Here is a 26,644-nt window from a genome sequence, read left to right as displayed (position 1 = left end):
GACAGAACTCAACTCAGGGGGATGTCTCACTGCCCTCGCGCCATGCCCGCCACAGTCGGGCGTACCGCCCGCCCAGGGCCACCAGTTCCTCGTGGGTGCCCTGCTCCACCACGCGTCCTGCGTCCAGCACGGCGATCCGGTCCGCCGCCATGGCCTGGGTCAGCCGGTGCGCGACGAACAGGGTGGTGCGGCCCGCACAGGCGGCCCGCACGGACCTCTCCAGCTCGGCGGCGCCCTCGCTGCCGGCCTCGGCGGTCGACTCGTCGAGCACCACCACCGGCGAACGGTTCAGTACGAGCCGGGCCAGTGCGATCTGGGCGACCTTCGTGACGTCCAGGCGTTCGCCGCCCTCGCCGACCATGGTGTTCAGCCCGTCGGGGAGTGCTTCGACCCAGTGCTCGGCGCCCACGGTGCGCAGGGCGTCCGTCAACGCGGCATCGGTGGCCTGCGGTGAGGCCAGCCGCAGGTCGTCGGCGAGCGGTCCTGAGTACACATGCGTCTCCTGCGTCAGGATGCTCACCAGGGCCCGCGCGCCCGCCTCGTCCAGGCCGGCGAGATCGTTCGGCCCGATGCGTACCTTCCCGGCCTGGGGGGTACCGATGCCGGCGATCAGCGCCGCCAGCGTGGACTTGCCCGCACCCGTCGCCCCCACCAGGGCGAGCGAACCGCCGGCCGGGATCGTCAGGCTGACGTCCCGCAGGACCGGCTCCCCTGCCCCGGGGTAGCTGAACGTCAGCCCTTCCACCGCCACCGGGTACGGCAGGACGTCCGCTGGGGCCACGGACGGATCGCCCACCAGCCGGTCCTCCGTCTCCTCCCCCAGCACCCCGACGAGCCGGGTGAGGCTCGCACCCGACTTCTGCGCCTCGTCGAAGGTGAACATGATGGCGCCCAGCGGGGTGAACAGCCGGTGGAACATGAGCGGGGCCGCCGCCACCTCGCCGAGGCTGGCGGCGTCGGCCTCCAGCAGGGCGTACCCCGCCACGAGGATCAGGACCAGCCCGACGAACTCGGCGCGGTTCTCCCTGCCGACGAACCGGCCGAAGACGCGGAAGACGTCGATGCCGAGCTCGCGCACACGCCACGACCTGGCGGTGACCTTCTCCCGGAAGGCGTCCTCGAGGCGGTAGGCCCGGACGGTGTCTATCCCGTCGAGACCGCTGATCAGGGCCTGCGCGCGCTCGGCCTGGGCCGCTCGTTGCTGCTGGTAGAGGGGTGCGGACCGGGGCAGGTACCAGCGCAGGGCGAGCCCGTAGGCGGGCAGTGCGCCCGCGCCCGCCAGACCGAGCCGCCAGTCCAGCCCGAACATGCCGACCGTGGCGATGGCGACCAGCACGCCCGCCGAGAACACCGTGGGGATGGCCGTACGGATGCCTCTGGAGAGTACGGCCACGTCGTCGCCGACCCGGGACAGCACATCGCCCCGGCCGACCTGTTCGATCCGCGCGCTCGGCATGCCCAGCACCGCCCGGACCGCGGCTTCCCGCAGCCGGGCGAGGAGATCCGCCCCCAGCCGCCCGATCAGGTACGTCGATACCGCGGTGGTCGCCGCGCCGAGCAGCGCGGCGGCTCCCATCAGGACACCGATCGTGAGCAGGACCGAGCGCCCGTCGCCCCCGACGACTCCGTCGACCACCCGGCCGAGCAGGAGCACCGGCAGCACCTGGAGCGCTGCCCCGGCCACCGTGGTGAGCAGGGTGGCGGTCGTGAGCCACGGCACCTCGCGGCAGCGCGCGGCGACCCACCGGGTGGACTCGCCTCCGGCCGCCGTGCGCAGGGCGGCCGGGGCGACGCGCGTGTCGGTACCGCTCACGCAGGGACCACGTCCGGCCGGCGGCGTCGTACTCGCTCGGCGCGCCTCACTGGTCGACCGACTTGACGAGTTCGTCGATCGCGTACGGGAGGGAGAGCAGGGTGCCCTGGGACATGGCCGCGCCGACCGCCGGGCCCTCGCTGTCCAGCAGGTAGGAGACCTTCCCCTCCTTGGCCGCGGACAGGTTGGCGAAGAGCTCGAACTTCTTCAGCGCTTCCTGGTCCGCCTTGTCGTTGATGACGAAGATGCGGTCGACGTCGACCAGGTCGATGCGCTCGGGGGAAAGCTTCGTGTAGAACTGGCCGTCCGCGATCTCGTCGATCTTCGTCGCACCCTTGAAGCCGATGCCCGTGATCAGTCGCCCGCGTACGTCGGTGGTGGTGAACGGTGCGACCGAGTTCTCGTACCAGGACAGCGCGACGGCCGTCCGGTCCGCGAACTCCGGGTGCGCCTCGGCGGCCGCGTCCAGCTTGTCCTGGATGCCCTTCACCAGTGCGGTGCCCTCGTCCTCCTTGCCGAGCGCCTTGGCGATGTGGACGGCGTTGTCCTGCCACGGCGCGCTGAACAGTTCCTTCTCGCCCTTGGTACGGCCCACGGTAGGAGCGATCTTCGAGAGCTTGTCGTAGGCGGCCTGGTCGATCTCGGAGTAGACCGCGATGATCAGGTCCGGACGCAGGGAGGCGATCTTCTCGTAGTTGGGGCCCGCGTCGCCGTTGCTCATCACGACCTCGGGCCGGGTGTCACCCCACTTGTCCTTCACCCAGGGCCACTGGGTGTTGATGTCGGGGGACGCGCCGGCCGGGTTCGGGTACTGGTCGACCATGCCGACCGGCTTGATGCCGAGCGCGAGGATGGCCTGGTCGTCGGTGTAGCCGACGGAGACGACCCGCTCGGGAGACTTGGTCACCTTCGTGGAGCCGAACGCGTGCTCCACCGTCACCGGGAAGGCGCCGCCGGCGGTGGCCGGGGCCTTGTCGCCCGTGCCGTCCGCCCCGTCGGAACCGCACCCCGCGAGGAGGCCGACGCCGAGGGTGACGGCGGAAAGCGCCGCCGCCAGCCGCCGCCATGGCTTCACACACGTCGATCTGTCGAAGAGCATCCGCAATCCCCTGCTTTCGCGCTGTCCGCTGAGCCCCGTCCGAGGGCAGCCAAACCCTATCCACATCCAGTGAGGTTAGCCTAGCCTAACTTAGGCTGTTTGCCTTACTGGAACATCAGTTGGGCCGCACATGCGTACGCCCGATGGGTACGACCAGCGGTCGGTCCCCCACCGGATCGTCGATCACCTCGGCCCGCAGCCCGAACGCCTCGTGCAGCAGCTCAGCCGTGATCACGTCGCTCGGATGCCCCTGCGCCAGGACGGCCCCCGCACGCATGACGACGAGATGGTCGCTGTAGCGGATGGCCAGATTGAGGTCGTGCAGCACCATGACCACGGTGCGGCCCGACTCGTGCAGGTCGTCCACCAGATCGAGTACGTCGATCGCGTGGGCCAGGTCCAGGTACGTAGTGGGCTCGTCCAGCAGCAACAGGTCGGTCCCCTGAGCCAGCGTCATCGATATCCAGACGCGCTGGCGCTGCCCGCCGGACAGCGAGTCCACCGGCCGGCCGGCCAGCTCGGACACCCCGGTCATGGCCAGCGCGCGCTCGACCACGGAGGCGTCGTCCGACGACCACTGGCGAAGCCAACTCTGGTGCGGATGGCGCCCCCTGGCCACCAGGTCGGCCACCGTCAGCCCTTCCGGAGCGACCGGGGCCTGCGGCAGCAGACCGAGCTTCTTCGCCACGTCCCTGGTCCTGAGCTCGGCGATGTCCTCGCCGTCCAGCACGACCGCCCCCGCAGACGGTTTCAGCAGCCGTGACAGGGTACGCAACAGGGTCGATTTGCCGCAGCCGTTGGGGCCGATGATCGTGGTGATCAGTCCCGGCGGGACCGCCACGTCGAGACCGTCCATGACGGTCCGGCCACCGTAGCCGACCGTGATGCCCCTGGCTGCCAGCCGCACGCCGCCCTCGGCCGCCCGATCGGTCTTCGTGATGTGCTGAGCGCCCACAGATCCCCCTGATGTCCCGTCCGTGCAGTCTTGTTCGTCGCTCATCTGAGGTTCGCCCGCACCAGCATGTACACCAGGAAGGGGCCACCGATCGCGGCGGTGACCACGCCGACCGGAAGAGTGATCGGGAGTGCCGAGCGAGCGGTCAGGTCAGCGCCGATCAGCAGCAGAGCACCCACCAGACCGGAGGCCACCAGGGGCGGCGTCGGACATCGGGCCAGGCGCATCGCCACCTGTGGAGCCACCAGTGCCACGAACGGGACCGGGCCCGCCGCGCTCACCGCCGCGGCAGCCAGCAGTACCGCGCACAGCAGCAGCACCGCCCGCACCTTCGAGAAACGGACCCCGAGCCCCGCGGCGACCTCGTCGCCGAGGTGCATGGGCTTGAACTGGAACGCGGCACCCGCCACGACCACCATGAGCACGAGCGTGCACCAGAACACCACCCGGACCTCGTCCCACGACCTGTTGTCCAGCGATCCCACCAGCCACGCCTGCGACCGGGCGACGTCCCTGATGTCGGCCGAGGTCAGGAGCCAGGTGGTGACGGCCTCCATCACGGCGGTCACCGAGATGCCGATGAGGATGAGCCGGAAGCCGTCGATCCCGCGCCGCCATGCGAGGAAGTACACCAGCAGCCCCGTCCCCAGGCCGCCTGCGAGCGCGGCGGCGGAGAGCCCCACGGTGCTGACGACAGCGGCGGCGGTCCCGCCCGACGCCGTTACCAGGAACACCGCTACGGCGCCGGCCCCTGCGGTGATCCCAAGGATGTCCGGGCTGGCCAGCGGATTGCGGGCGATCGACTGGGTGATCGCCCCGGACACCCCCAGAGCGGTCCCCACCAGGAGCCCGGCAAGCGCACGCGGCATCCGTAGGTCCACGATCACGAACTCGTCGACCTGCTCGCCCCGCCCCAGGAGCGTGACGATCACCCGGGACAGACCGATGGGGAAGTCCCCGACCCCGATGGAGAGACAGAACACCAGGAAGACGGCTGTCGCCAACAGCAACGTCACCGACACGATCCACGGTCGCCAGACGAACGACACCTGACCGAAGCGCACGCCGGGCGCCACCGGCCTCTTCACTTCCGCTGTCCTGTTCACGCGCTCCTGAACTTTCCTCGCCATACGAGAACCGCGAAGAACGGCGCGCCGAGAAGGGCGACGACGACACCCGCGTCCAGCTCGCCCGGCCGCACCACCACGCGCCCCACGATGTCGCAGACCAGAAGGACGCCGGCACCGAGGAGTCCCGCGTACGGCACGAGCCAGCGGTAGTCCGGACCGGTCAGGTAGCGGGCCACGTGAGCCACCATCAGCCCGAGGAAGGCGATGGGGCCGCAGGCCGCCGTCGCCGCCCCCGCGAGCAGGGTGATGGCGACGATGCCGGCGGTCCGGCTGAGCGCGATGTTCACGCCCAGCCCCCGCGCCACGTCGTCCCCCAGGTTGAGCAGGTTGAGGGAGGGCAGCGTGGTCAATGCCAGCACCGAGCCCGCCACGATGAACGCGGTCACCGGCCAGATGACGTCGAACCCGACACCGGCGACCGACCCGGCGTTCCAGAACCGCAGCGCGTTCAGCGACTTCAGGTCCGACAGCGCGACCGCCGTGGTCATCGCCGCGAGGAACACCGTGACGCCCTGGCCCGCCAGGGCGAGGGTCAGCGGGTTGCCGGCCCCCCGTCCGACACTCGACAGGCCGAACACGACGACACCGGCGACGGCCGCCCCCAGAAAGGCGAACCAGACGTACTGGAGCGGGTCGGCGAAGCCGAACAGCGCGATCACCGTCACCACGGCGAACGAGGCACCGGAGTTCACCCCCAGCAGCCCCGTGTCCGCGATCGGGTTGCGCGTGTACCCCTGGATCAGTGCCCCGCCGATCCCCAGGGCGACGCCCGCGACGATGGCGAGCACCGTCCGGGGCACCCGCACCGTCCGCACGATGAGCCGGATCTCGGTGAGGCGCTGGTCGCTGTCCGGCGCGCCGGACAACCCGTGCCACACCTCTGCGGGGCTCAACGCCCGCGCACCGACGGCCAGCGACACGGCAGCCCCGATCACGAGGGCCGCCACCAGCACGCCCAAGCCCACACCCCGCCCGCGGCGGGCTTCGTCCATGCCCCTGGATGCGGGACGCTCCACTGCGGTCGCGCTCATGTCGACGTTCGATATCCCTTGATCTGCAGGTGTTTGACGGGAAGTCGGGGCGCTGCGTCCCGGAGCGTCGTGCCCGCGACAGCGGCGGTACCGTCGGCCCTGATGAACCTGGTCGGGCGACCAGAACTCGGACTCACCGCTGCTTAGGGGAGCCTAAGCTCATCTACCGGAACTGTCGATAGGGAACGGCAAGGACGGCCGGACATAGGCATCAGCCAACCGGGCTCTGCCAGAGCCCTGTTGGACGGCGAGGCACGTCCCGCGACTCCCGGGAGGACGTGGTGCGGTCCGCCCGAGGGGTGCCGCTCTCCGACAGCGCCGTTCGCGCCACCGTCCAGCTCGCGTACTCATGTCGACCTCGCACAGCATGCCCGACCGGCTGTGGGCCGGCCTGCCGCCGCCCCACATGCGCCGTCATCGAGCAACGGGACATCATCCCGGTCCGCGACCCGCTTCACCCCCGCGCTCCTGTTTCCTCGAGCGGCTCACGCCCGTGTGCACCCGGTTGCTCGACGCCACAGCCGCTTCGTGTGACAGCCGCCGGGCACGGACGCCTCACCGCACCGACGTCCCGAGCCGCCCCGCTCCGCCGTAGGTGAGCCCCCGTAGCGGAGGCCCCCCTTCCACATGACCTGTAAGGGCAGGCTAACCTAACGCCCATGAGAGCTGGTGAGAGCACGTCCCCCGATGTGGATACCCCTGTGGCTACCGCTGCGCCGCGTTCGCGTGGCCACGGACTGTCCGCCACCGGGGTGACCGTGGCGTACGGCCGGGTCGACGTCGTGCACGATGCGGCCATCAGCCTGCGGCCCGCCGAGGTGACCGCCCTCGTGGGCCCCAACGGCAGCGGGAAGTCGACGTTGTTGCGTACGCTCGCCCGGCTTCAGACCGCACGCGCCGGCTCGCTCACGGTCGACGCGGGAACGGACGACGCCACTGACGGCTTCGCCCTCGACGCCCGCGACTTCGCGCGTCGCGTGGCGCTCCTGACACAGTCCCGGTCGACGCCGGGCGGGCTCACCGTCCGGGACGTGGTCGATTTCGGCCGCTACCCCCACCGGGGCCGCTGGGGCCGTCCCGACCCTCGCGGCACCGCCGCGGTGGACCGGGCGCTCGGACTCACCGGTGTCGCGGACCTCGCCGGGCGGGGCGTCGAACAACTGTCCGGCGGGCAGCTCCAGCGCGTGTGGCTCGCGAGCTGTCTCGCGCAGGAGACCGGCATCCTGCTGCTTGACGAACCCACCACCTATCTCGATCTCCGCTATCAGGTCGAGCTCCTCGACCTGATACGCGACCTCGCCGACGCTCACGGCATCGCCGTGGGCGTCGTCCTCCACGATCTCGACCAGGCCGCAGCCGTCGCCGACCGCGTCGCTCTGCTGCACGCGGGACGCATCGTCGCCGACGGTACGCCCGAGGTCGTGTTCGTCCCGGAACTCCTGTCGGACGTCTACGGCATCCGTATCGACGTGGACGCCGATCCTTCGACCGGCCGACTGCGCACCCGCGCCATGGGCCGCCATCACTCCAGATCCGAAAGGCTCAGCACCTCCCCATGAGACGCAACCTTCTCGCCTCGGCCACCGTCGCCGTCGCCGCCCTCTCACTAGCCGCATGCGGAACCACGGAGCCCGCCTCCGACGACGCCGCGGCCTCGGGCAAGTCCGCCGGGAAGATCACCCTCACCGACTCCAAGGGGACGAAGGTGACCCTCGACGGCCCCGCCACGAAGGTCGTCGCCACCGAGTGGAACGTGGTCGAGGACCTCGTCGCCCTCGGAGTCGACCCCGTGGGCGTCGCGGACGTGAAGGGTTACGCCGCGTGGAACACCGCGGCCCCCCTCACCGGCACCCCCAAGGACATCGGCACCAGGGGCGAGCCGAGCATCGACACCGTCGCGGCCCTCGCGCCCGACCTCGTGGTCGCCACCAGCGATCTCTCGCCCGCGGTGGTGAAGCAGCTCCGCGAGGTGGCACCCGTTCTGGAGATCAGCTCCGCCGACGCCGCCGACCAGATCGGCACGATGACGGAAGGCCTGGACCTCATCGCGAAGGCCACCGGCAAGGAGACCCAGGCGGACAACGTCGAGAAGGAGTTCCGAGCGAGCCTCGCCGAGGGAAAGAAGGCGCTCGCGGACGCCGGTCTCGGCGGCGCCGAGATCGCCTCCGCCGACGGCTACGTCGCGTCGAACCAGGTCTCCATCCGCGCCTTCACCGGCGGATCCCTCCTCGGCGCCGTCAACGAGCAGCTCGGCCTGAAGAACGCCTGGACCGTGGAGGGTGACAAGAGCTACGGCCTCGCCACCACCGACGTCGAAGGGCTCACCGGTCTCGGCGACGTCCAGTTCTCCTACATCGCGAACGACGTCGACGGTGACGCGTTCACCGGCTCCCTCGCCAAGAACGCCGTGTGGAAGTCGCTGCCCTTCGTCGAGGACGGCAATGTGCACCGGCTGCCCGACGGTGTCTGGATGTTCGGCGGCCCCCGCTCGATGGAGGCGTACGCCGACTCCCTCGTCGACGCGCTGACGAAGTAGCGCGCCGTGGCCGTCATCGACAAGACCGCGGTCGGCCGTGACCGCACCGCCGCGGCCACGACGGGCGCGGTCGCCGTGACGGCCGCGCTCGTGCTGCTGGTCACGGTCCTCGCCGCCGTCGACATCACCCAGGGCACCGCCGACGTCGGCGGTGCGGAGGTCTGGAACGCGCTCACCGGAAACGCCGCGGCGGGTGACGCCTCCGTCGTCATCGCGTCGCGGCTGCCGAGGATGGCCGCCGCCGTACTCGTCGGGCTGGCCCTCGGCATGGCCGGCGCCGCCCTCCAGGCGGTCAGCCGGAACGTGTTGGCCTCACCGGACACCCTCGCCGTCAACGCCGGCTCCTACCTGGCGCTCGGAGTGCTCGCCGTCACCGGCACCACCCTGCCGCTGCTGGCCTCGTCCGGCGCCGCCTTCGTCGGCGGACTGGCCGCCGCCGCGCTCGTACTCGGGGTGTCCGGGCTCGGCAAGGGCAGTGTCCGGCTGGTCCTCGCCGGCAGCGCCCTCATGCTGGGCCTCAACGCGGTGACCGAGGCGCTGCTGCTGCTGTTCCCCGAGCAGACCGAGGGCCTCTACCGGTGGAACCAGGGAAGCGTCGGGCAGAACGGGTTCGACGGTGTCCGCCAGATGGCTCCGGTCATCGCCGTCGGCCTCGTCGGACTGCTGCTCGTCGCCCGGCGCGTCGATGCTCTGGCCCTGGGTGACGACGCCGCCCGGGGGCTGGGCGTACCCGTTCGTGGGACCCGGATCACCGCGGTCGTGCTCGCCACCCTGCTCTCCGCGGCGGCGGTCACGGTCGCGGGCCCGATCGGGTTCGTCGGCCTCTGCGCGCCCGCGCTCGTCCGGCCTCTGGCCGGCCGGTTCCGGGGGCTCGTCCGCTCGAGGGTGAGCCTGCCCGTGGCAGGACTCGTGGGAGCCGCGCTCGTACTCGGCTCGGATGTGCTGCTTCGTGCGGTCGTGCCCGCCGACACCGCCGTGGAGGTGCCGACCGGCGTCGTCACCACCGTCGTCGGCGGAGTCTTCCTCGTCGTGATGGCGCTCCGCACCCGTGACACGGCCTCGGCCCAGGCGCCGGACCGGCTGAGGATTCCCGGGCGGACGGCGTTCGTCGTCACCGTGGTCGTACTCGCCGTCGTCACCGTGGGGCTGCTGTTCGCGGCGGTACTCGTCGGCGATGCGAAACTGCTGCTCGGCGATGTAGTGAACTGGGCGCAGGGCAGGGCCGGCCGGGTCGTCACGTTCGTCCTCGACACCCGGGTGCCCCGGGTCTCCGCAGCACTCCTCGCGGGTGCCGCGCTCGCTCTGTCCGGCACCCTGGTGCAGGCCGTGACCCGCAACCCGCTCGCGGAACCGGGCGTCCTCGGAGTCTCCGGCGGCGCCGGTCTCGGAGCCGTCCTGCTGGTCACCACCGCGCAGTCCGCCGGTTCGTGGGAGGTCGCGGGAGCGGCGTTCGCAGGGGCGGCCGTCACCGCGGCGATCGTGTTCGGGCTGGCCGCCCGGGGCGGTTTCCGGCAGAACCGGCTGGTCCTGCTCGGGATGGGTGTGTCCTCCGCCGCCGCGGCACTGATCAGCCTGGTCATCGTGCTCAGCGACCCCTTCGACACGACGAAGGCCCTCACCTGGCTGTCCGGATCGACGTACGGGCGCACCATGCCCGATTCTCTGCCGGTGGCCCTCGCGCTCGGCGTCGGCATCGTGGTGGCGGTGGTCCGCCGACGGGAGCTCGACCTGGTCGCGCTCGACGAGGACACCCCGAGGCTCCTTGGCCTCGGTCTCCCCCGGGCACGTCTCGGCTTCCTCGTGGTGGCCGTCCTGCTCAGCGCCACCGCGGTGGCCGCTGCGGGCACGATCGCCTTCGTCGGACTGGTCGCCCCCCACGCCGCACGTGCCCTCGTCGGCCGACGTCACGTACGGGTGGTCCCGGTCGCGCTCCTCCTCGGGGCCGTCCTTGTCTGCCTCGCGGATCTGGCGGGTCGCACGGTGATCGCCCCGGCCCAGCTCGGCGCCGGTCTGATGACGGCCGTCATCGGTGCGCCGTACTTCGTGTACCTGCTGGTCCACACGCGACGCTGAGGCGGTGGCGGGGCGGGTGCCGGGCCCTGTCCCGCCCGCCGTCGTCGCAGTCGCGCGCCCGGCAGGCCCGGTTCGCCCTCGGAGCAGTAACACGCGGGACTCACCGGCGTGTTGTAGCAGGCGGGAAGCGCTCATAGACTCCTGCGCCGTCGGCTCCGGTTCACGTCCGCGACTGTGACCCAGCTCCGCTGACGGGCGCGACCACCGTCGCGCCCCTCACGGCGGGCCGGGGCCGCTGCTCGGCCTGCACCACTGCGAAACCCGTATCCACCCAGCCGGGAGAAGCATGTGAGAGCACGTCGCACGGCCAGATGGGCCGCCTCAGCACTCGTCACCACCCTTGCCGCGACCGGCGTCCTCGCCGGCCCCGCAGCCGCCTCCGGGCCCTCTGCGGCGCAGGAACGTACCGCGTCGGTCGCCACCTCGACCGTCCCAGTCACCCACGAGGAGAACGACCGCGTGCCGGAGGGCTCGCTCTGGACGCAGCACTACTTCCCCTCCTCGGACCGCTCCGGCACCGAACTGCACGCCGACGTGCTGCTGCCCGAGGGGCTCCCGAAGAAGGCGAAGGTGCCCGTCATCCTGTCGGTCGGCCCGTACTTCGGGCACTCCGGACAGTCAGGCCCGGAAGGCTGGACACACGCCGGCCCGTCAGACCGCTTCCAGGACTTCATCGAGGGCACCTCCCTGTTCGAACGGGGCTATGCCTTCGTCATGGTGGACCTGCGCGGCTTCGGCGGCTCCACCGGCTGCCTCGACTGGGCCGGCCCCGGCGAGCAGGCCGATGTGAAGGCTGCGATCGACTGGGTCTCGAAACAGCCTTGGTCCACGGGCTCGGTGGGCCTCTACGGCAAGTCCTACGACGCCCTGACGGGCCTCGTCGGCAACAACCTGGACCAGCGTGCGCTCAAGGCCGTCGTCGCCCAGGAACCCCTCTGGGACATGTACCAGTACATCTACTCGAACGGCGTCCCCCGTCCGAACGTCACCGGCACCGCGAACGCCTACAACTCCATCGCCACGCTGGAGCAGATGCCGGACGACGACCCGCACTACCTGGCCAACTCCCGTTACGAGCAGGCCCATCCGGAGTGCCTGACGCAGAACGCGGCCGGGTACCGGATCGCCGACCAGGACGACGCGTTCTGGACCTCCCGGGACCTGGCGAAGGCGGCGAAGGACACCGACACCCCTCTGTTCGTGACCCAGGGGTTCATCGAGAACAACACCAAGCCCGAGGAGATGCAGGAGTACCTGGACAACCACAGGGGACCGGAGCGCGGCTGGGTCGGCCAGTGGGAACACGTCCGCGGCGGGGACCGCACCAGCGACGGACGTCTGTCCATGGGGCGTGAGGGCTGGTACGACGAAACCCTGGCCTTCTACGACCAGTACCTCAAGGGCGTCAGGCCCGCGGTCCGCTACCCGGCCTACTCCGTCGAGGACTCCACCGGAGCGTGGCGGGCCCACAAGACGTGGCCGGTCGTGGAGCGGCCCGTCGTACTCCCCCTCGGCGCCGGCGCGTACGTGGACGACGGCGGCCTCTCCACCCTCGCCGCTCTGCACGCGTCCGGCCGGCCGGCACCGCGCGAACGCGTGCAGCCCTCCGGTGACCGGGACATGGAGAACGCCCCTGCGACCGACCCTGCCGCCCCCAAGGCCCTGGCCGAGGGACAAGCCCTGCTGCAGAAGGCCGGGGCTGTCACATCGAGCTTCTTCGTCTGGTCCGAGGCGCTCGAGAAGACCGTGCGGGTCACCGGGACTCCGCAGATCTCCCTGACCGCCGAGGGAGAGGGCAACATCATGCTCAAGCTGTACGACGTCGCCCCGGACGGCACCGCCGTCATGTTCGACGAACAGGTCTCCCTGCTGACCACGGGCAGGCTGACCGTCGATCTCAAGGCGACCGACTGGACCTTGGCGGCCGGGCACGTCCTGGCGGTGGAGATCGGGACGATCCGGACGGGGTCGTGGCGCGACACGCCTTCCGGCGAGACCGTCGCGATCACGAAGGCCCGGCTCCGGCTGGCTCTCGACGACCCGTCCGACGACGTCGCCACGGGTGGCGCCCGCTCGCCGTACCTGGACACGTACCTGCGCCAGTACACGGTGGACCTGCCGGCCGGCCCCGCCACGTTCACGGTGGCCCCCGGCGGCCGCCTCTGACTCCTTGGCCGGCGTCGGCCGCCGAGGCTCCCGGACTCCACCGGGAACGTCGGCCGCCGCCGGCCCCTTCGGCCACCGGACCGAACAGGCAGGTGTTACGAAGCGGAGCCGGCGCCACTCGGCGAGCTGTGCATGTCCGGCTCCTCCTGCGGCTCGCTCAGCTGCTCCCGCAGATAGTTCCAGACCACCGCGATCAGCGCGGCGACAGGTACGGCGAGGAGACTGCCCACGATGCCCGCCAGGCTGCCGCCCAACGTCACCGCCAGCAGGATCACCGCTGCATGCAGTCCGAGCCCGCGGCTCTGGATCATGGGCTGGAACACGTTGCCCTCGAGCTGCTGCACCGCGACGATGATCGCCAGCACGATCAGGGCGTCGGTCGGCCCGTTCGACACCAGGGCGATGAGCACCGCCACGAAACCGGCGAACAGGGCTCCCACGACCGGCACGAACGCGGACACGAAGGTCAGCACCGAGAGAGGGAGGACCAGCGGCACGCCCACGATCCACAGGCCGATACCGATGAACACGGCGTCGAGGAGGCCGACGTACGCCTGGGAACGCACGAACCCACCCAGGGTCTCCCAGCCGCGCGACGCCACCGCCGGGACGTCGGTGGCGAACCGGCCGGGCAGCTGGCGGGCGAGCCACGGCAGGAACCTGGGGCCGTCCTTGAGCATGAAGAACATCAGGAAGACCGCCAGGACGGCGGTGACCACGCCGTTGACCACCGTGCCCACCCCGGTGACGACTGTCGTCACCATGCTGCCGATGCTGTCCTGGATGCGGGCGGTCGCGGAGTCGAACGCACTGCTGATCTGGTCGTCACCGATGTTGAACGGGGGCCCGGACGCCCACTCACGCACGCGCTGGATGCCTTCGACCACACCGTCGGTAAGCTCCCCGGACTGGGAGGCCACCGGCACCGCGATCAGTGCCACTATTCCTCCCGCCGCCAGGAGGAACAGGACCGTCACCACCGAGGCCGCGAGCGCCGGCGGCCACCCGCGTCGGCGCAGAAAGCGCGTCACGGGCCAGGTGAGCGTGGTCAGCAACAAGCTCACCACGAGCGGCCAGACGACCGACCACATGCGGCCCAGTACCCATACAGCTACCGCGGTCATGACAAGAACCAGGAGCAACTCGCCCGATATGCGCGCCGACGCGCGCAGGGCGGCGCGGGTTTTGGTGGAACTCAGCGTGACAGACATGGAGTCACCCTATGGGGCACCGATACAGCGGCTGACGGCCCACCCGGCAGGTCCGTGTGCACCGGGGCCGCACGGCGAGAGACCTCGGCCGGTCGACCGGGGTCCCTCGGTTCCGCGGGGGCGGGTCAGTGACTGGTGAGTTCGCCGCTGAGCTTGCTGTGCAGGTCGGCACTCGTATCGTTCAGGCCGGTGATCTCGACGGTCTTGCCGCGCTGGGCGTACTTGGTCTCGACGGCGTCGAGAGCGGCCACGGAAGACGCGTCCCAGATGTGGGCGGCGGACAGGTCGATGACGACCTTGTCCGGGTCTCCGGCGTAGTCGAACTGCCCGACGAGGTCGTTGGAGGAGGCGAAGAACAGCTCGCCGGTCACGGCGTACACCACGCCGGTGCCGTCCGGGTCGGTGACGGCGGTGACGCGGGCGAGGTGGGCGACCCGCTTGGCGAAGATGACCATCGCGGTGACGGAGCCGACGACGACGCCGATGGCGAGGTTGTCGGTGGCGACCACACAGATCACGGTGATCACCATGACGGCGATCTCCCCCGTGGGCATCCGCCTGAGGGTCTTCGGTGCGATGGAGTGCCAGTCGAACGTCGCGAACGACACCATCACCATGACGGCCACCAGGGCGGCCATCGGGATGTCGGAGACGACCGGGCCGAAGACGATGCAGAGCACCATCAGGAAGGATCCGGCGAGGAAGGTGGAGAGCCGGGTGCGGGCGCCGGACACCTTCACGTTGATCATCGTCTGGCCGATCATGGCACAACCGCCCATGCCGCCGAAGAAGCCGGTGACGATGTTGGCGATGCCCTGGCCGATGGACTCGCGGGTCTTGGAGGAGTGGGTGTCGGTGATGTCGTCGACCAGCTTCGCGGTCATGAGCGACTCCATCAGACCGACCAGCGCCATCGCGAGCGCGTAGGGGGCGACGGTGGTCAGCGTGTCCATCGTGAACGGCACGTCCGGCAGGCCGGGCACCGGGAGGGAGGAGGGCAGCTCGCCCTTGTCACCCACGGTCGGCACGGCGATTCCTGCCGCGACCGTGATGACGGTGAGGATGACGATGGAGACCAGCGGGGCCGGGATCGCCCTGGTGACCTTCGGGAAGAACACCATGAGCGCGAGGCCGCCGGTGATCAGCGGGTACACGGGCCATGGCACGTCGTGCATTTCGGGCACCTGGGCCATGAAGATCAGGATCGCCAGTGCGTTGACGAAGCCGACCATCACCGAGCGCGGGACGAAGCGCATCAGTTTCGCCACCCCGAGCGCGCCGAGTGCGATCTGGATGACCCCGGCCAGGATGACGGCGGCGATCAGGTGCCCCAGTCCGTGCTCGCGGTTCAGGGGCGCTATGACGAGAGCGACGGCGCCGGTGGCGGCGGAGATCATCGCTCGTCGGCCACCGACGACGGAGATGACGACGGCCATCGTGAAGGAGGCGAACAGGCCGACCGCGGGGTCGACCCCGGCGATGATCGAGAACGAGATCGCCTCGGGGATGAGAGCGAGGGCGACGACCAGGCCGGCCAGGACCTCGGTGCGCCAGACCTTCGGGTTGTTCAGCCAGTCGGGGCGCAGGCCGCGCAGCCGCGCAGCGGGAGTCACTACGGAAGAGGACAAGGAAACGGCACCTGTCGTACTCGGGCACAGCCCACCGGCGGGCCAGGGCGTGCGGAAGAGCGCGCAGGGACCGGGTCGGCACCCCGCGGACGACCCGCAGCGCGGGCCGGAGGTCGAGCGGGACGAACGGAGCGGGGAGAAGCCTGGCGTCAGCACAGCCCAGCGGCTCAGGCCCCGTCGCGAGGAGTTACGGCGGGCAGGCGACGGCGATCGGCGACATGGGCTCGCGCACGCTCTCTCCCGCACAGCTCGGATCTTCGTCGGAGGCGCCAGCGGCCCCGGAACGGCAGTGGCGTGGCAGCCGGGCCGCCCTCGCCACTCGCAACTCTACCCTAACGTTAGAGTGGAGTTCGCTGGGTCCGCGCCGCGGCCCGCCACTACGAGAAGGGTCAGGACCACGGGCGTGGACGACAAGCACATGCAGATCGGCGAAGTCGCCGCACGGACCGATCTGTCCCTGCGCACCATCCGGCACTACGAGGAAACGGGCCTGGTCACCCCCTCGGCCCGCTCCCAGGGGGGCTTCCGCCTCTACACCGAGGCGGACGTCGCCCGGCTCATGGTCATCCGCCGCATGAAGCCGCTCGGCTTCACCCTGGAGCAGATGCGGGACCTGCTGGACGCCACCGACCGCCTCGACGCCGAAGCCGTACTCGGCGCCGGAGAGCGAGAGGCCTTGGTGGCACGTGTTCGCGTCTACGAGCGGGCCGCCGTGGAGCAGGTGGAGAAGCTACGGATCCAGCTGGCCCGAGCCGAGGACTTCGCCGCCACCCTGGGCGCCCGCCTGGAGTCGAACGGGGCCGCGGTCCGACCCTGACAGCGACGTACGCGACGCCGCCGGCTACCGCGAGGCTCTCACCGGGAACCCGCAGGGCCGCTGCCGCATCCGCGTGGCTCAGCGCACCCTCCCCCGTGGTTTCAGCGCCACGGGCGGCAGTGCGGGAGCGGGGAGCCGGCCGCCGTCGTACCCCTTCACCTCACCGAAGCGCGAGCCCTCCGTCCAGTCCAGCCGGGCCGCCTCGATCTCCTCGTGCGAACGCCCCACGAAGTTCCACCACATGACGATCTCCTCGTCGAACGGCTCGCCGCCGAGGAGCATCAGTCCGGCATCGGAGCCGGCGCGCAGCGGCAGTTCGGTGCGGCCGCAGCCCAGGTAGAGCATCGAGCCGGGCAGGACCGGAACACCGTCGACCTCCGCCTCGCCGGACATCGAGAGCACCGCGTACTCGAAGTCCGGGTCCAGCGGCAGGCGGGCCTCGGCCCCGGCGGCCAGGGCGAGGTCGGCTCCGACGATCGGGGTGTAGGCCCTGCCGGGCGATGCCACTCCGTCCAACTCCCCCAGGATCACGGTGGCGGTGAGGCCCGGGGCCGTGACGGCGGGCAGGTCGGTGTGGTGCCGGAAGTGCGGCTCGACGTGCCGGTGGGCGTCGGGCAGGGCCACCCAGAGCTGGGCGCCGTGCAGAAGCCGGGCGTGCGGCTTCGGGCTCTCCTCGGAGTGGCTGATGGCCCTTCCGGAGGTCATCAGACCCAGTTCGCGCGGCCGGATCTGCTGGAGGCTGCCCACACTGTCACGGTGCAGGACCTCACCGTCGTGCAGCCAGCTGACGGTCTGCAGGCCCATGTGCGGATGCGGAGGCACACGCATCCCCGGTTCGTCGGCGATGTCGTCGGGACCGTAGTGGTCGACGAACACCCAGGCACCGACCATGCGGCGCCCCAGGTTGGGCAGCAGTCTGCGCACCTCGGTGGACTCGCCGAGCTGGACGCGGCGCGGCGCCAGGAGCTCACGTACCGGTTCCGCGACGACGAAGCCGCGTCCGCCGCAGACGGAGGGAGCGGCCTGGCGATCGAGATTGCTCATGGCGCACAACCTATTCCTCCTCGGTCGTGGAGCACCGGTCCCCACGCCACCGAGAATGTAGTGGAATGTTTAACTAACCCGTTGTGTTGACGTGTCTGAGACTTCAGGCCGAGGAGGACAAGTGGACGACACCTACTACGAGTTCGGTACGCCCGCGGACCGCTGGGACCGGGCGCAGATGTTCTTCGAGGCGAAGGAGTACCTGACCGCGGCGCGGATCCTCGGCGGGCTGGTGCAGGAGGTACCGGAGCAGGTGGCCCCGCGGCTGTTGCTGGCGCGCGCCTACTACCACTCGGCCCGGCTTTCCAAGGCGGAGGCGGAGCTGCGTGAGGTGCTGGAGCGCAACCCGGTCGAGGACTACGCGCGGCTGATGCTCGGGCGCACTCTCGAACGCCAGGGCCGGCCCGACGAGGCGGCCACGCATCTGCGGATGGCGCAGGCGATGACCGAGGGCCTCGGCCCCGAGCCGGCGCGGGAGGGGCGGGGCCAGGGGTGACCCGCACACCCTGAACGGGGCGGGCCGGAGAACTCCCGGCCCGCCCCCTCGTCCGCTCACGCGCCTGTGCGGTGCGAGCTCGTGCGGCGTGACGACGGCGGCGTGCCCGAGGTCGCGGCCAGGGGGGACTTCGCGGACACGGCCCACCCGGGCATCAGACGTGAGGACTCGCGGGCAGCACGAGCGCGGTCACCGCGAAGCCGCCGTCGACCAGCCACTTACCCTCGTACGACCTCGGCATGCCGGGAGCCGACAGCGAGAGGTCCGCGGTGAAGGTGCCCTCGGTGGCCGGACCGGGTTCCGCGTGGAAGGTGACGTCCGCCTCGTGGAAGTCGAGTTCGGTTCGGGTGAGCGGGAACCATGCCTTGAAGATGCTCTCCTTGGCGCTGAACAGCAGCCGGTCCCAGTGGATCGCCGGGCCGTCGGCACCGACGGGAACCCGCGCCCGTTCCGACGCCACGGATATCAGCTCCCACACACCGGACGGGAGCGGTTCGTTCGGCTCGGCGTCGATACCGACCGCGCGCACCTCGGAAGCCCTGGCCAGGACCGCCGCACGGTATCCGTCGCAGTGCGTCATGCTGCCCACGGTCCCCTCCGGCCACAACGGCATTCCGCGATGGCCGCGCAGCACCGGTGCCGGGGGCAGCCCCAGGGCGGCCATGGCGCGTCTCGCGCAGGCGCGCACAGCCGCGAACTCGTTTCTGCGCCGATCCACGCTCGTGGCCACCAGCCGCTCCTCCTCCGGATACAGGCTGCCGGCCGGAGCAGCCGTCTCGTGGGTGTCCGCGCACGCGACGTGCGCGGGGAGCAGCCGTTCGATCACGAGGCGTCGCTCTTATCGGCAGCGGGCGGCTGCCCGTCGTACGGAAGGATCTGCCGCAGAAGTCCGCGGGGGTGCCCCCGCTTGCGCCACTCCCTGGGGTAGCCGATCGAGACCTCCTCGAACCGCACCCCGTCGTGCCAGGTCGTGCGGGGGATGTGGAGGTGGCCGTAGACGACGGCGGCGACGTTGAAGCGGCGGTGCCAGTCGGCGGTGAGTTCCGTCCCACACCACTGGGCGAACTCCGGATACCACATCACGGACGTGGGTTCACGCAGCAGCGGCCAGTGCCCGGCGATGACCAGGGGAACCTCCGGGTCGTGAGCGGCCAGCCGCTTCTCGGTGAGTGCCACCCGGGCCCGGCACCAGTCGTCCCGGGCCGGATAGGGGTCGGGGTGGAGCAGGTACTCGTCGGTGCAGACGACGCCCGCCTCGTGGGCGCGGGCCAGGGATTCCTCCTTGGTCGACGTACCCGGAACCCTGAAGGAGTAGTCGTACAGGAGGAACACGGGCGCCACGGCCACCGGGCCGTCGGCACTCTGCCACCGGGGGTAGGGGTCTTCCGGCGTGGTCACGCCGAGCTCACGGCACACCTGGACCAGGTGTTCGTACCGTGCCTGGCCGCGAAGCCGGACGGGGTCCTTGTCCACGGTCCACAGCTCATGGTTCCCAGGGGTCCACACCACATGGGCGAATCGCCCCGCGAGCAGCTCGAGCGCGCGCTCGACCTCTTCCGCCTGCTCCGCGACATCCCCGGCGACGATGAGCCAGTCGTCGTCGGAGAACGGGCGTAGGCGGTCGGCGACGGGACGGTTGTCGGCGATCCCGACGTGGAGATCGCTGACTGCGAGGAGCCGGCCGCCGGAACTCGGCGGGTGGGGCACGGGCTCAGTCGTGGGACTCATTGTTCGAATTTACCGTCTCCAGGGTCCCGCCGGGGCCGCCCCGCTCAACATGCCCGCTGTTCATCCGCCCGGGATGATTGACCGACCGCCCTCGGGGAACGCGGCGGCACGTGTGAAGCATGCCCGCAGCCGGACGGACCAAGGGAGACGTCGATGACTGACGACGAGAAGCCGCAGGACCCGACACAGCGCCACCCGCAGCCGGACTTCCCCCAGCAGGACCAGGAGCATCCTGGTTGGACCGGGCCGATGGATCCGCCGCCGGATCACGGAGAGGACTCGTACACGGGCAGCGGTCTCCTCGTCGACCGCAAGGCGGTCATCACCGGCGGCGATTCCGGCATCGGCCGGGCCGTGGCTCTGGCCTTCGCGCGGGAGGGGGCGGACGTGCTGCTGACGCATCTGCCGCAGGAGCAGGACGAAGCACGGGAGACGTGCCGCCTGGTCGAACAGGCGGGCCGCAAGGCCGTTGCCGTGGACTGCGACATCCGTGACGAGAAGCAGTGCCGGGCCCTCGTCGAGAGGGCTGTGTCCGAGTTCGGCCGGATCGACATCCTGGTGAACAACGCCGCCTACCAGATGTCTCAGCCCGACGGCATCGCCGCCATCTCGACATCCCAGTTCGACCGCGTGGTGCGGACCAACCTGTACGGGATGTTCTGGCTGTGCAAGACCGCACTGCCGCACATCCCCTCGGGCGGCTCGATCATCAACACCACCTCGGTGCAGGCCTACAAGCCCAGCCCCCACCTGCTGGACTACGCCATGACCAAGGGCGCCATCGTCACCTTCACCCAGGGACTCGCCCAGATGCTGGCCCCCGACGGGATCCGTGTCAACGCGGTCGCACCCGGGCCGGTCTGGACCCCCCTCATCCCCGCGACGCTGCCCGACACCACGGAGTTCGGGAAGCAGAGTCCTCTGGGCCGGCCCGCGCAGCCCGCCGAGATGGCGCCCGCCTACGTCTTCCTCGCCTCTTCGAACGCGTCGTTCATCACCGGCGAGATCATGAACGCGACCGGTGGCACGCCGCTGCCCTGACGCGATTGCTCCGCACACCGCAGGGAAGGCGACGTCCATGCGCACAGACCATCATGAAGCACCCGTGCTCGACGCACTGGCGGCATACAAGGAGAAGGCACAACTGGGTTTCTCGCCTCCCGGCCACAAACAGGCCCGGGGCGCCTCCCCCGACGTGCGCGCCGTACTCGGAGACGCCGTGTTCTTCGGTGACGTGCTCGCCTCCGGCGGGCTGGACGACCGTCGCCAGACCTCCGATGTCCTCCAGCGCGCCGAGCAGTTGATGGCCGACGCGGTACACGCCGAGCACACGTTCTTCTCGACCTGCGGCAGTTCCCTGTCCGTGAAGGCCGCCATGCTCAGCGTGGCCGCTCCGCACCGGAAGCTCCTGGTCGGCCGCGACGCCCACAAGTCCGTCGTCGCCGGCCTGATCCTCTCCGGCATCGAACCCGTATGGGTGGAACCGCAGTGGGACACCGGGCGACACCTCGCCCACGCCCCGTCGGCGGCCACCTTCGAGAAGGCGTTCGAGCGGCATCCGGACGCCTGCGGCGCCCTGGTCACCAGTCCCACCCCGTACGGCTCCGCGGCGGATCTGCGTGCGATCGCCGAGGTGTGCCACCGCCGGTCCAAGCCCGTCATCGTCGACGAGGCGTGGGGAGCCCATCTTCCGTTTCACCCGGACCTGCCCTCCTGGGCCATGGACGCCGGCGCCGACGTCTGTGTCACCAGCATCCACAAGATGGGGAGCGGACTGGAGCAGGGCTCGGTCTTCCACCTCCAGGGCGATCTCGTCGACCACGACACGCTCGCCTCCCGCGCGGATCTGCTCGGTACCACGAGCCCGTCCGTCCTGCTGTACGCGGGCATCGACGGCTGGCGGCGGCAGATGGTCCTGGAGGGACACGCCCTGCTGTCCCGGGCCCTCGGACTGGCAGGCGACGTCCGGGAACGGATCGAGAAGATCGACGGCCTGCACGTGAACGACCACGACGACTTCTGCGGACCGGGAAAGGCCGCGGAGTTCGACCCGCTCCCCGTGATCATCGACATCAGTGAACTCGGAACCAACGGATACCGGGCCGCCGACTGGCTCCGCACGCACCATCGGATCGACATGCACCTGGTCGACCACCGCCGTATCAGTGCCCAGTTCACCCACGCCGACGACGAGACGACCGCCGGCCGCCTGCTGGACGCCCTGCGTGACCTGTCACAGCAGGCCCACACGCTGGGCCCGGCGCCCGCCGTGGAAATCCCGGGACCGGACGAACTGCGCCCGGACCAGGCACGCCTGCCCCGGGACGCCTACTTCGCCGCCACCGAGGACGTACCGGTCGAGAAGGCCGTGGGGCGCATCGCCGCCGAAATGATGACCCCCTATCCCCCCGGCATTCCCACCGTCCTGCCGGGTGAGCGCCTCACCGAGCCGCTGCTGCGATATCTGCGCTCGGGAATCGAGGCGGGAATGAACGTCCCCGATCCGGCGGATCCGACCTTGCGGACGGTCCGGGTGTGCGCGGACGGCGCGGACGCCGGGGAATGACCGAGAAGAACCCGAGAACGCGCCCCGAAAGGACCGTACATGCCCATCGCCACCTACGGCCTCGTCGCTCTCGACTGCCCCGATCCCGAAAGCCTGGCCGCCTTCTACCAGGCCGTCCTCGGCGGAGAGGTCGACAGGTACGACGAGGACTGGTACGTCCTCCATGCCCCGGGTGGTTCGCGCATCGCTTTCCAGCGGGCGACGGACCACCGGCCGCCGGAGTGGCCCCGGGGGGACCGCAATTCGCAGCAGGGGCACCTGGACCTCGATGTGCCTGATATCGAGCGCGCACAAGAGGCGGTACTCGCGCTCGGTGCGACACCACTGGATATCGACGACCGGGGTGGTGAGCGTCAGTTCCGTGTGTATGCCGACCCGGCGGGGCATCCGTTCTGCCTCTGCCTCAAGTGACGTGTCCGTGCGGGCAACCACCTGCCGAGGACGCCTCTGCGCGCTCATTCCACGACATGATGAGAATGTGGGATCATGAGCCGAAGTGCCCTCATCGTCATCGACATGATCAACACCTACGACCACCCGGATGCCGACCTCCTCATCCCCTCCGTACGCGAGGCACTCCCCCGCATCGTGGATCTCATCGAACGGGCCCGGAGCTGCGGCGTACCGGTGATCTACGTGAATGACAATTTCGGGGAATGGCGGTCCCATCACGGCGAGATCATCGAGACTGCCTTGTCGGGGCCGCAGAGTGTCCTGGTCGAGCCCGTGCTGCCGGACGACAATTCACTGTTCGTCGTGAAGGCCAGGCATTCCATCTTCTATGAGACACCGCTCAGCTACCTGCTTTCGCAACTGGATGTGGGCCGCGTGATCCTCTGCGGTCAGGTCACCGAGCAATGCGTCCTGTATTCGGCCCTCGACGCCCATATCCGCCATCTCGAGGTGACCGTTCCCGATGACGCCGTGGCCCATATCCACCAGGACTTGGCACAGGCGTCCCTCCGGATGATGGAGCGGAACATGAACGCGTCGATCCGCACGGCTGCGAACGTCGCATTCTGAGTGCCGCCGTGCATGAAACCTTCCCTGAACACCTCTCCCCCGAAGGAGCTCCCTGATATGCGAGCCCTGGCCTTCGTCTGCACGCTGAACTCCTCACCGGCCCCCTCCAGCAGCCATCTCATCGCCGACCAGGTGATGGCCGAGTTCGAAAGCCTCGGAGTGAGCGGCGAGGTGGTACGGGTGGCCGACCATGACATCCGGCCGGGAGTGGGGCTCGACATGGACGACGGTGACGCCTGGCCCGCCTTGCGGCAGCGGGTCGGGAAACGAGGACGGCGCCCACAAGGTGAGCTCCGACCTGTTCCAGGGCCTCAACGACCTGGGCTTCTCCGGGCGGCCTCGCCCCTGTCGGTTCAGCCCGCGGCCACCGTGCGGTAGGGGCGGAAGAAGGCGCGGAGTTCCTCCGCGTAGAGCTCGGGCTCCTCGAACGCGGCGAAGTGGCCGCCGCGCGCGGGCTCGGTCATGCGCACCATGTTGGTCGTGCGCTCCAGCCACGCTCGCGGCGGACGGACGAGATCGCCGGGGAAGACCGAGAAGCCGGACGGCACCTCGACGCGCCGGGCGAGCTGTGCGTGCGGGATGGCAGCGTTCGCGCGGTACATGCGCATGGACGATCCGATCGTGCCCGTCAGCCAGTAGAGCGTGATGCCGGTCAGGATCTCGTCCTTCGTGAAACTCCGCTCGACATCTCCGCCGCAGTCGCTCCAGGCCCGGAGCTTCTCCACGATCCATGCCGCGAGCCCGGCCGGTGAGTCGTTGAGTCCGACGGCCGCGGTCTGCGGCTTCGTGCGGTGGATCGCCCCGTAGGCGCCCTCGGCCGCGCCCCAGGCCGCGGCACCCTCGACATAGGCTCGCTCCTCCGGCGTGAGCTCCGCCCGGTCGCCTCCGAAGACGGGCACGCCGGCGTCGGTGCGGTGCACGGCCACGACCCGGTCGGGCTGGTCGAGGCCGAGATACCGGCTCACATGGCTGCCGATGTCACCCCCGGCCGCGCCGAACCGGTCGTAACCGAGGACGGTCATGAGCTCGGCCCACAGACCGGCCACAGCGATGGAGTCGAGAGGCGGGCCGAGGGGCCGGTCGGAGTATCCGTACCCCGGCATGTCGGGCACCACCACGTCGAACGCGTCGGCCGGATCGGCTCCGTGCCCGCCCGGGTCGGTGAGGAGCGGGATGACCTTCGAGTAGCGCCAGAACGAGTCCGGCCATCCATGGCTGAGGACCAGGGCCAGCACGGGCCCGGCAGGCGCGACAGCCCGGGCGTGCACGAAGTGGATCCCGAGGCCGCCCAGCCGAACGCGGAAGCGCGGCGAGCGCCGCTTCCTGCGTGGGCCAGTCGAAGTCCTCCGCCCAGTAGGCGACCAGCTCACGGAGGTAGCCCAGGTCGGTCCCGAGTGACCATCCGGCGTCCTCCGGCGAATCCGGCCATCGTGTCGCTCGCAGCCGCGCGCGCAGGTCTTCGAGTGCCTCGGGGGAGGTCTCCTGGATGAACGGCTCGGGGCGGGGCTCGGCGTCCGGCATGGGCGCATCCTAGAACGGCCGGACGGCCGGCTGACGGATGGCTGAGCCTGCGCGGGCGGCGGAAGTACGTGGCGCACCCGGAGTACAGTCACCCTCTGCCCCGCACCCCCGGTCCACCAGGTGAGAGATGTCCAGCCACATAGATCAGCGGTCCACACACTCCAGACCCGACGACGCCCTGTACGCGGAGCGCGCGCTGCGGCTTCGGCGGCGACTCGAACGCCTGATCGGCATCGCTGCTACCGAAGGTAATAGCCTCGTCCCGCTCCGGAACGGGGACCAGATCTTCGCCGCGATGCTGGATTCCATACGTGGCGCCGAACACACCGTGGACATGATGACCTTCGTGTACTGGCGGGGGGACATCGCCCGGGAGTTCGCCGAGGCGCTCTCCGAGCGGGCTCGCGCCGGCGTGCGGGTGCGGCTGCTGCTGGACGGATTCGGGTGCCGGCTGATCGAGAAGGACCAGCTGGCGTTGATGGACGATGCCGGGGTGGAGGTGGCGTGGTTCCGCAAGCCGCTGTATCTCTCGCCGCTCAAGCAGAACCACCGCTGCCACCGCAAGGTTCTCGTCACGGATGAGGAGACAGCGTTCACCGGCGGGGTCGGGATAGCCGAGGAGTGGTGCGGTGACGCCCGCGACGAGCACGAGTGGCGGGACACCCACGTGCGGGTGCAGGGCCCGGCGGTGGACGGCCTGGCCGCCGCCTTCGCACAGAACTGGGCCGAGTGCCATGACGAGCTGTTCACGGAACGCGACAGGTTCGTCGAGGCCACGCAGCACGGCGACGCCGTGGTCCAGGTGGTGCGCGGATCGGCCGGCTTCGGCTGGCAGGACATGCAGACCCTCCTGCGCGTCGTCCTGGAGTCCGCCGAGGAGCGGATCCGGATCACCACCGCCTACTTCGCACCCGACACCTACTTCGTCAGGCTGCTGTGCGACGCCGCGCGGCGAGGCGTCCACGTCGAGATCCTGCTCCCGGGACCGCACACGGACAAGCGGGTCTGCCAGCTGGCCGGCCAGCACCACTACGAGGAACTCACCGCCTGCGGTGTGAAGATCCACCAGTACCAGCCGACCATGCTGCACACCAAGGCACTGACGGTGGACGGTGTCGCGTCGCTGATCGGTTCGACGAACTTCAACCGCCGCTCGCTCGAGCACGACGAAGAGGTGATGCTCGCGGTCCTGGACCGCGAGTTCACCCTCACACTGGACGGTCACTTCGAGCAGGACGTGGAGCGCAGCACGCTGATCGACGCACGCCGGTGGAAGCGCCGGTCGCCCGTGCAGAGGCTGCGGGAGGCGGCGGTCCTGCCGATCCGCCGCTGGCTGTGACGCGTACGGACGGGTGCGCCACCACGAGGAGTGGTGGCGCACCCGTGCTTCCCACGCGGTCGGTCAGCCGCCGATGTACCAGCTGAAGCCGCCCGACGAGGCTGCCACGGCCATCAGGACGACGAAGAGGATCACGTCGATGATGCCGAGGACGAGTCCGGCCTTCGCCATCCCGGCACCGCCCTTCGCGGACACCTGACGCAGGCCGAAGGCACCGAGAACGATGGCTGTCGGGCCGAGGACCACGCTGAAGAAGACCAGGCCCACGATTCCGCAGACCAGGCTTGCGACAGCGAGACCGTTGGTCCCGGACCTGGGAGTGGCCATGGACGAACTGTCGTAGTGCGACATCACTCTCTCCCGTCGGTTCATACTGCTGGGTGCTCGGAGTGACGTACGGGTGCCCCTTTCCGGATGCCGTAATCAGCCGGTCCTGGGGAGTGTGGTGGCTCCCGTCGGGGGCATACG

The 26,644-nt window shown here is 70.2% G+C and carries 22 protein-coding genes and 2 pseudogenes; 12 read left to right on the top strand and 12 right to left on the bottom strand.

The features are described from left to right. Positions 1-13: 13 nt before the first annotated feature. From ACFYSH_RS09365 to ACFYSH_RS09345, 5 genes are all read right to left on the bottom strand, one after another. Positions 14-1,813 carry an ABC transporter ATP-binding protein gene (locus tag ACFYSH_RS09365; protein ID WP_359471828.1) on the bottom strand — a complete coding sequence of 600 codons (1,800 nt, stop codon included), beginning with the start codon at positions 1,811-1,813 and terminating at the stop codon, positions 14-16. Positions 1,814-1,859: 46 nt separating this feature from the next. After that, entirely contained in the window at positions 1,860-2,912 is a 1,053-nt protein-coding gene (locus tag ACFYSH_RS09360) for an iron-siderophore ABC transporter substrate-binding protein (RefSeq protein ID WP_388751626.1), read from the bottom strand. A 115-nt stretch (positions 2,913-3,027) separates the two neighbouring features. Further along, positions 3,028-3,867: an ABC transporter ATP-binding protein gene (locus ACFYSH_RS09355; protein WP_359471824.1), complete on the bottom strand. Its 840-nt coding sequence runs from the start codon at positions 3,865-3,867 to the stop codon at positions 3,028-3,030. 41 nt (positions 3,868-3,908) lie between these two features. Further along, positions 3,909-4,997 (bottom strand): FecCD family ABC transporter permease, encoded by a 1,089-nt coding sequence (locus ACFYSH_RS09350; RefSeq protein ID WP_388751624.1) that lies wholly within the window; start codon positions 4,995-4,997, stop codon positions 3,909-3,911. Beyond that, a complete protein-coding gene (locus ACFYSH_RS09345) occupies positions 4,970-6,028 on the bottom strand; it encodes an iron ABC transporter permease (protein WP_359471820.1) in 1,059 nt (352 codons plus the stop codon). Before ACFYSH_RS09345 ends, ACFYSH_RS09350 begins: the two co-directional genes overlap by 28 nt. A gap of 659 nt (positions 6,029-6,687) precedes the next feature. Here ACFYSH_RS09345 and ACFYSH_RS09340 point away from each other — a divergent pair. From ACFYSH_RS09340 to ACFYSH_RS09325, 4 genes are all read left to right on the top strand, one after another. Then, positions 6,688-7,587, top strand: coding sequence for an ABC transporter ATP-binding protein (locus tag ACFYSH_RS09340; protein ID WP_359471817.1), 900 nt, complete (start codon positions 6,688-6,690; stop codon positions 7,585-7,587). Next, entirely contained in the window at positions 7,584-8,564 is a 981-nt protein-coding gene (locus ACFYSH_RS09335) for an ABC transporter substrate-binding protein (protein WP_388751621.1), read from the top strand. Before ACFYSH_RS09340 ends, ACFYSH_RS09335 begins: the two co-directional genes overlap by 4 nt. 6 nt (positions 8,565-8,570) lie before the next feature. Beyond that, the gene (locus tag ACFYSH_RS09330) at positions 8,571-10,637 is read left to right on the top strand and encodes an iron ABC transporter permease (RefSeq protein ID WP_388751619.1); all 2,067 of its coding nucleotides are present in this window, start codon (positions 8,571-8,573) and stop codon (positions 10,635-10,637) included. 288 nt (positions 10,638-10,925) lie between these two features. After that, positions 10,926-12,803, top strand: coding sequence for a CocE/NonD family hydrolase (locus ACFYSH_RS09325; protein WP_388751617.1), 1,878 nt, complete (start codon positions 10,926-10,928; stop codon positions 12,801-12,803). A gap of 95 nt (positions 12,804-12,898) precedes the next feature. Here ACFYSH_RS09325 and ACFYSH_RS09320 read toward each other — a convergent pair whose 3' ends face one another. Together ACFYSH_RS09320 and ACFYSH_RS09315 are read right to left on the bottom strand one after the other, a co-directional pair. Further along, complete coding sequence (locus ACFYSH_RS09320; protein ID WP_359471809.1) at positions 12,899-14,014, bottom strand: AI-2E family transporter; 1,116 nt, start codon at positions 14,012-14,014, stop codon at positions 12,899-12,901. Positions 14,015-14,139: 125 nt separating this feature from the next. Continuing rightward, positions 14,140-15,642, bottom strand: a complete 1,503-nt coding sequence (locus ACFYSH_RS09315) for a SulP family inorganic anion transporter (RefSeq protein ID WP_359471807.1) — start codon at positions 15,640-15,642, stop codon at positions 14,140-14,142. Between the two features lie 403 nt (positions 15,643-16,045). Here ACFYSH_RS09315 and ACFYSH_RS09310 point away from each other — a divergent pair, with 403 nt between their 5' ends. Further along, positions 16,046-16,459, top strand: a complete 414-nt coding sequence (locus tag ACFYSH_RS09310; RefSeq protein WP_359471806.1) for a MerR family transcriptional regulator — start codon at positions 16,046-16,048, stop codon at positions 16,457-16,459. A gap of 78 nt (positions 16,460-16,537) precedes the next feature. On the opposite strand, the gene ACFYSH_RS09305 is transcribed toward ACFYSH_RS09310, so the two are convergent. Further along, positions 16,538-17,503 carry a pirin family protein gene (locus ACFYSH_RS09305; RefSeq protein WP_388751615.1) on the bottom strand — a complete coding sequence of 322 codons (966 nt, stop codon included), beginning with the start codon at positions 17,501-17,503 and terminating at the stop codon, positions 16,538-16,540. Positions 17,504-17,624: 121 nt separating this feature from the next. On the opposite strand from ACFYSH_RS09305, the gene ACFYSH_RS09300 reads away from it, so the two are divergent. Further along, entirely contained in the window at positions 17,625-17,999 is a 375-nt protein-coding gene (locus tag ACFYSH_RS09300) for a tetratricopeptide repeat protein (RefSeq protein ID WP_359471801.1), read from the top strand. Positions 18,000-18,153: 154 nt separating this feature from the next. Here the strand turns inward: ACFYSH_RS09300 and ACFYSH_RS09295 are convergent, their stop codons facing one another. Beyond that, positions 18,154-18,825, bottom strand: a complete 672-nt coding sequence (locus ACFYSH_RS09295; RefSeq protein WP_359471799.1) for a 4'-phosphopantetheinyl transferase superfamily protein — start codon at positions 18,823-18,825, stop codon at positions 18,154-18,156. Continuing rightward, entirely contained in the window at positions 18,822-19,727 is a 906-nt protein-coding gene (locus ACFYSH_RS09290; protein ID WP_359471797.1) for a metallophosphoesterase, read from the bottom strand. Before ACFYSH_RS09290 ends, ACFYSH_RS09295 begins: the two co-directional genes overlap by 4 nt. A 153-nt stretch (positions 19,728-19,880) precedes the next feature. Here ACFYSH_RS09290 and ACFYSH_RS09285 point away from each other — a divergent pair, with 153 nt between their 5' ends. The 5 genes and pseudogenes from ACFYSH_RS09285 to ACFYSH_RS09265 all read left to right on the top strand — a co-directional run. Then, positions 19,881-20,768: an SDR family oxidoreductase gene (locus tag ACFYSH_RS09285; RefSeq protein WP_359471795.1), complete on the top strand. Its 888-nt coding sequence runs from the start codon at positions 19,881-19,883 to the stop codon at positions 20,766-20,768. A 37-nt stretch (positions 20,769-20,805) separates the two neighbouring features. Further along, the gene (locus ACFYSH_RS09280) at positions 20,806-22,293 is read left to right on the top strand and encodes an aminotransferase class I/II-fold pyridoxal phosphate-dependent enzyme (RefSeq protein ID WP_359471793.1); all 1,488 of its coding nucleotides are present in this window, start codon (positions 20,806-20,808) and stop codon (positions 22,291-22,293) included. A 39-nt stretch (positions 22,294-22,332) separates the two neighbouring features. Continuing rightward, entirely contained in the window at positions 22,333-22,704 is a 372-nt protein-coding gene (locus tag ACFYSH_RS09275; protein ID WP_388751611.1) for a VOC family protein, read from the top strand. A 75-nt stretch (positions 22,705-22,779) separates the two neighbouring features. After that, complete coding sequence (locus tag ACFYSH_RS09270) at positions 22,780-23,316, top strand: isochorismatase family cysteine hydrolase (RefSeq protein WP_359471789.1); 537 nt, start codon at positions 22,780-22,782, stop codon at positions 23,314-23,316. 57 nt (positions 23,317-23,373) lie between these two features. Continuing rightward, a pseudogene (locus ACFYSH_RS09265) lies at positions 23,374-23,656 on the top strand (NADPH-dependent oxidoreductase); the annotation flags it as partial. Positions 23,657-23,669: 13 nt separating this feature from the next. Here ACFYSH_RS09265 and ACFYSH_RS09260 read toward each other — a convergent pair. After that, positions 23,670-24,837, bottom strand: a pseudogene (locus ACFYSH_RS09260) (epoxide hydrolase family protein). Between the two features lie 127 nt (positions 24,838-24,964). Between ACFYSH_RS09260 and ACFYSH_RS09255 the strand changes: the two are divergent. Next, positions 24,965-26,176: a phospholipase D-like domain-containing protein gene (locus tag ACFYSH_RS09255; protein WP_359471785.1), complete on the top strand. Its 1,212-nt coding sequence runs from the start codon at positions 24,965-24,967 to the stop codon at positions 26,174-26,176. Between the two features lie 63 nt (positions 26,177-26,239). On the opposite strand, the gene ACFYSH_RS09250 is transcribed toward ACFYSH_RS09255, so the two are convergent. Continuing rightward, positions 26,240-26,527 carry a DUF4190 domain-containing protein gene (locus ACFYSH_RS09250; protein WP_359471783.1) on the bottom strand — a complete coding sequence of 96 codons (288 nt, stop codon included), beginning with the start codon at positions 26,525-26,527 and terminating at the stop codon, positions 26,240-26,242. Positions 26,528-26,644 lie beyond the last annotated feature (117 nt).

The organism is Streptomyces sp. NPDC005791 (assembly GCF_042871485.1).
GTDB lineage: Bacteria > Actinomycetota > Actinomycetes > Streptomycetales > Streptomycetaceae > Streptomyces.
Note: the sequence above shows the minus strand (reverse complement) of the source record. Positions and strands in the feature narration are given on the sequence as shown.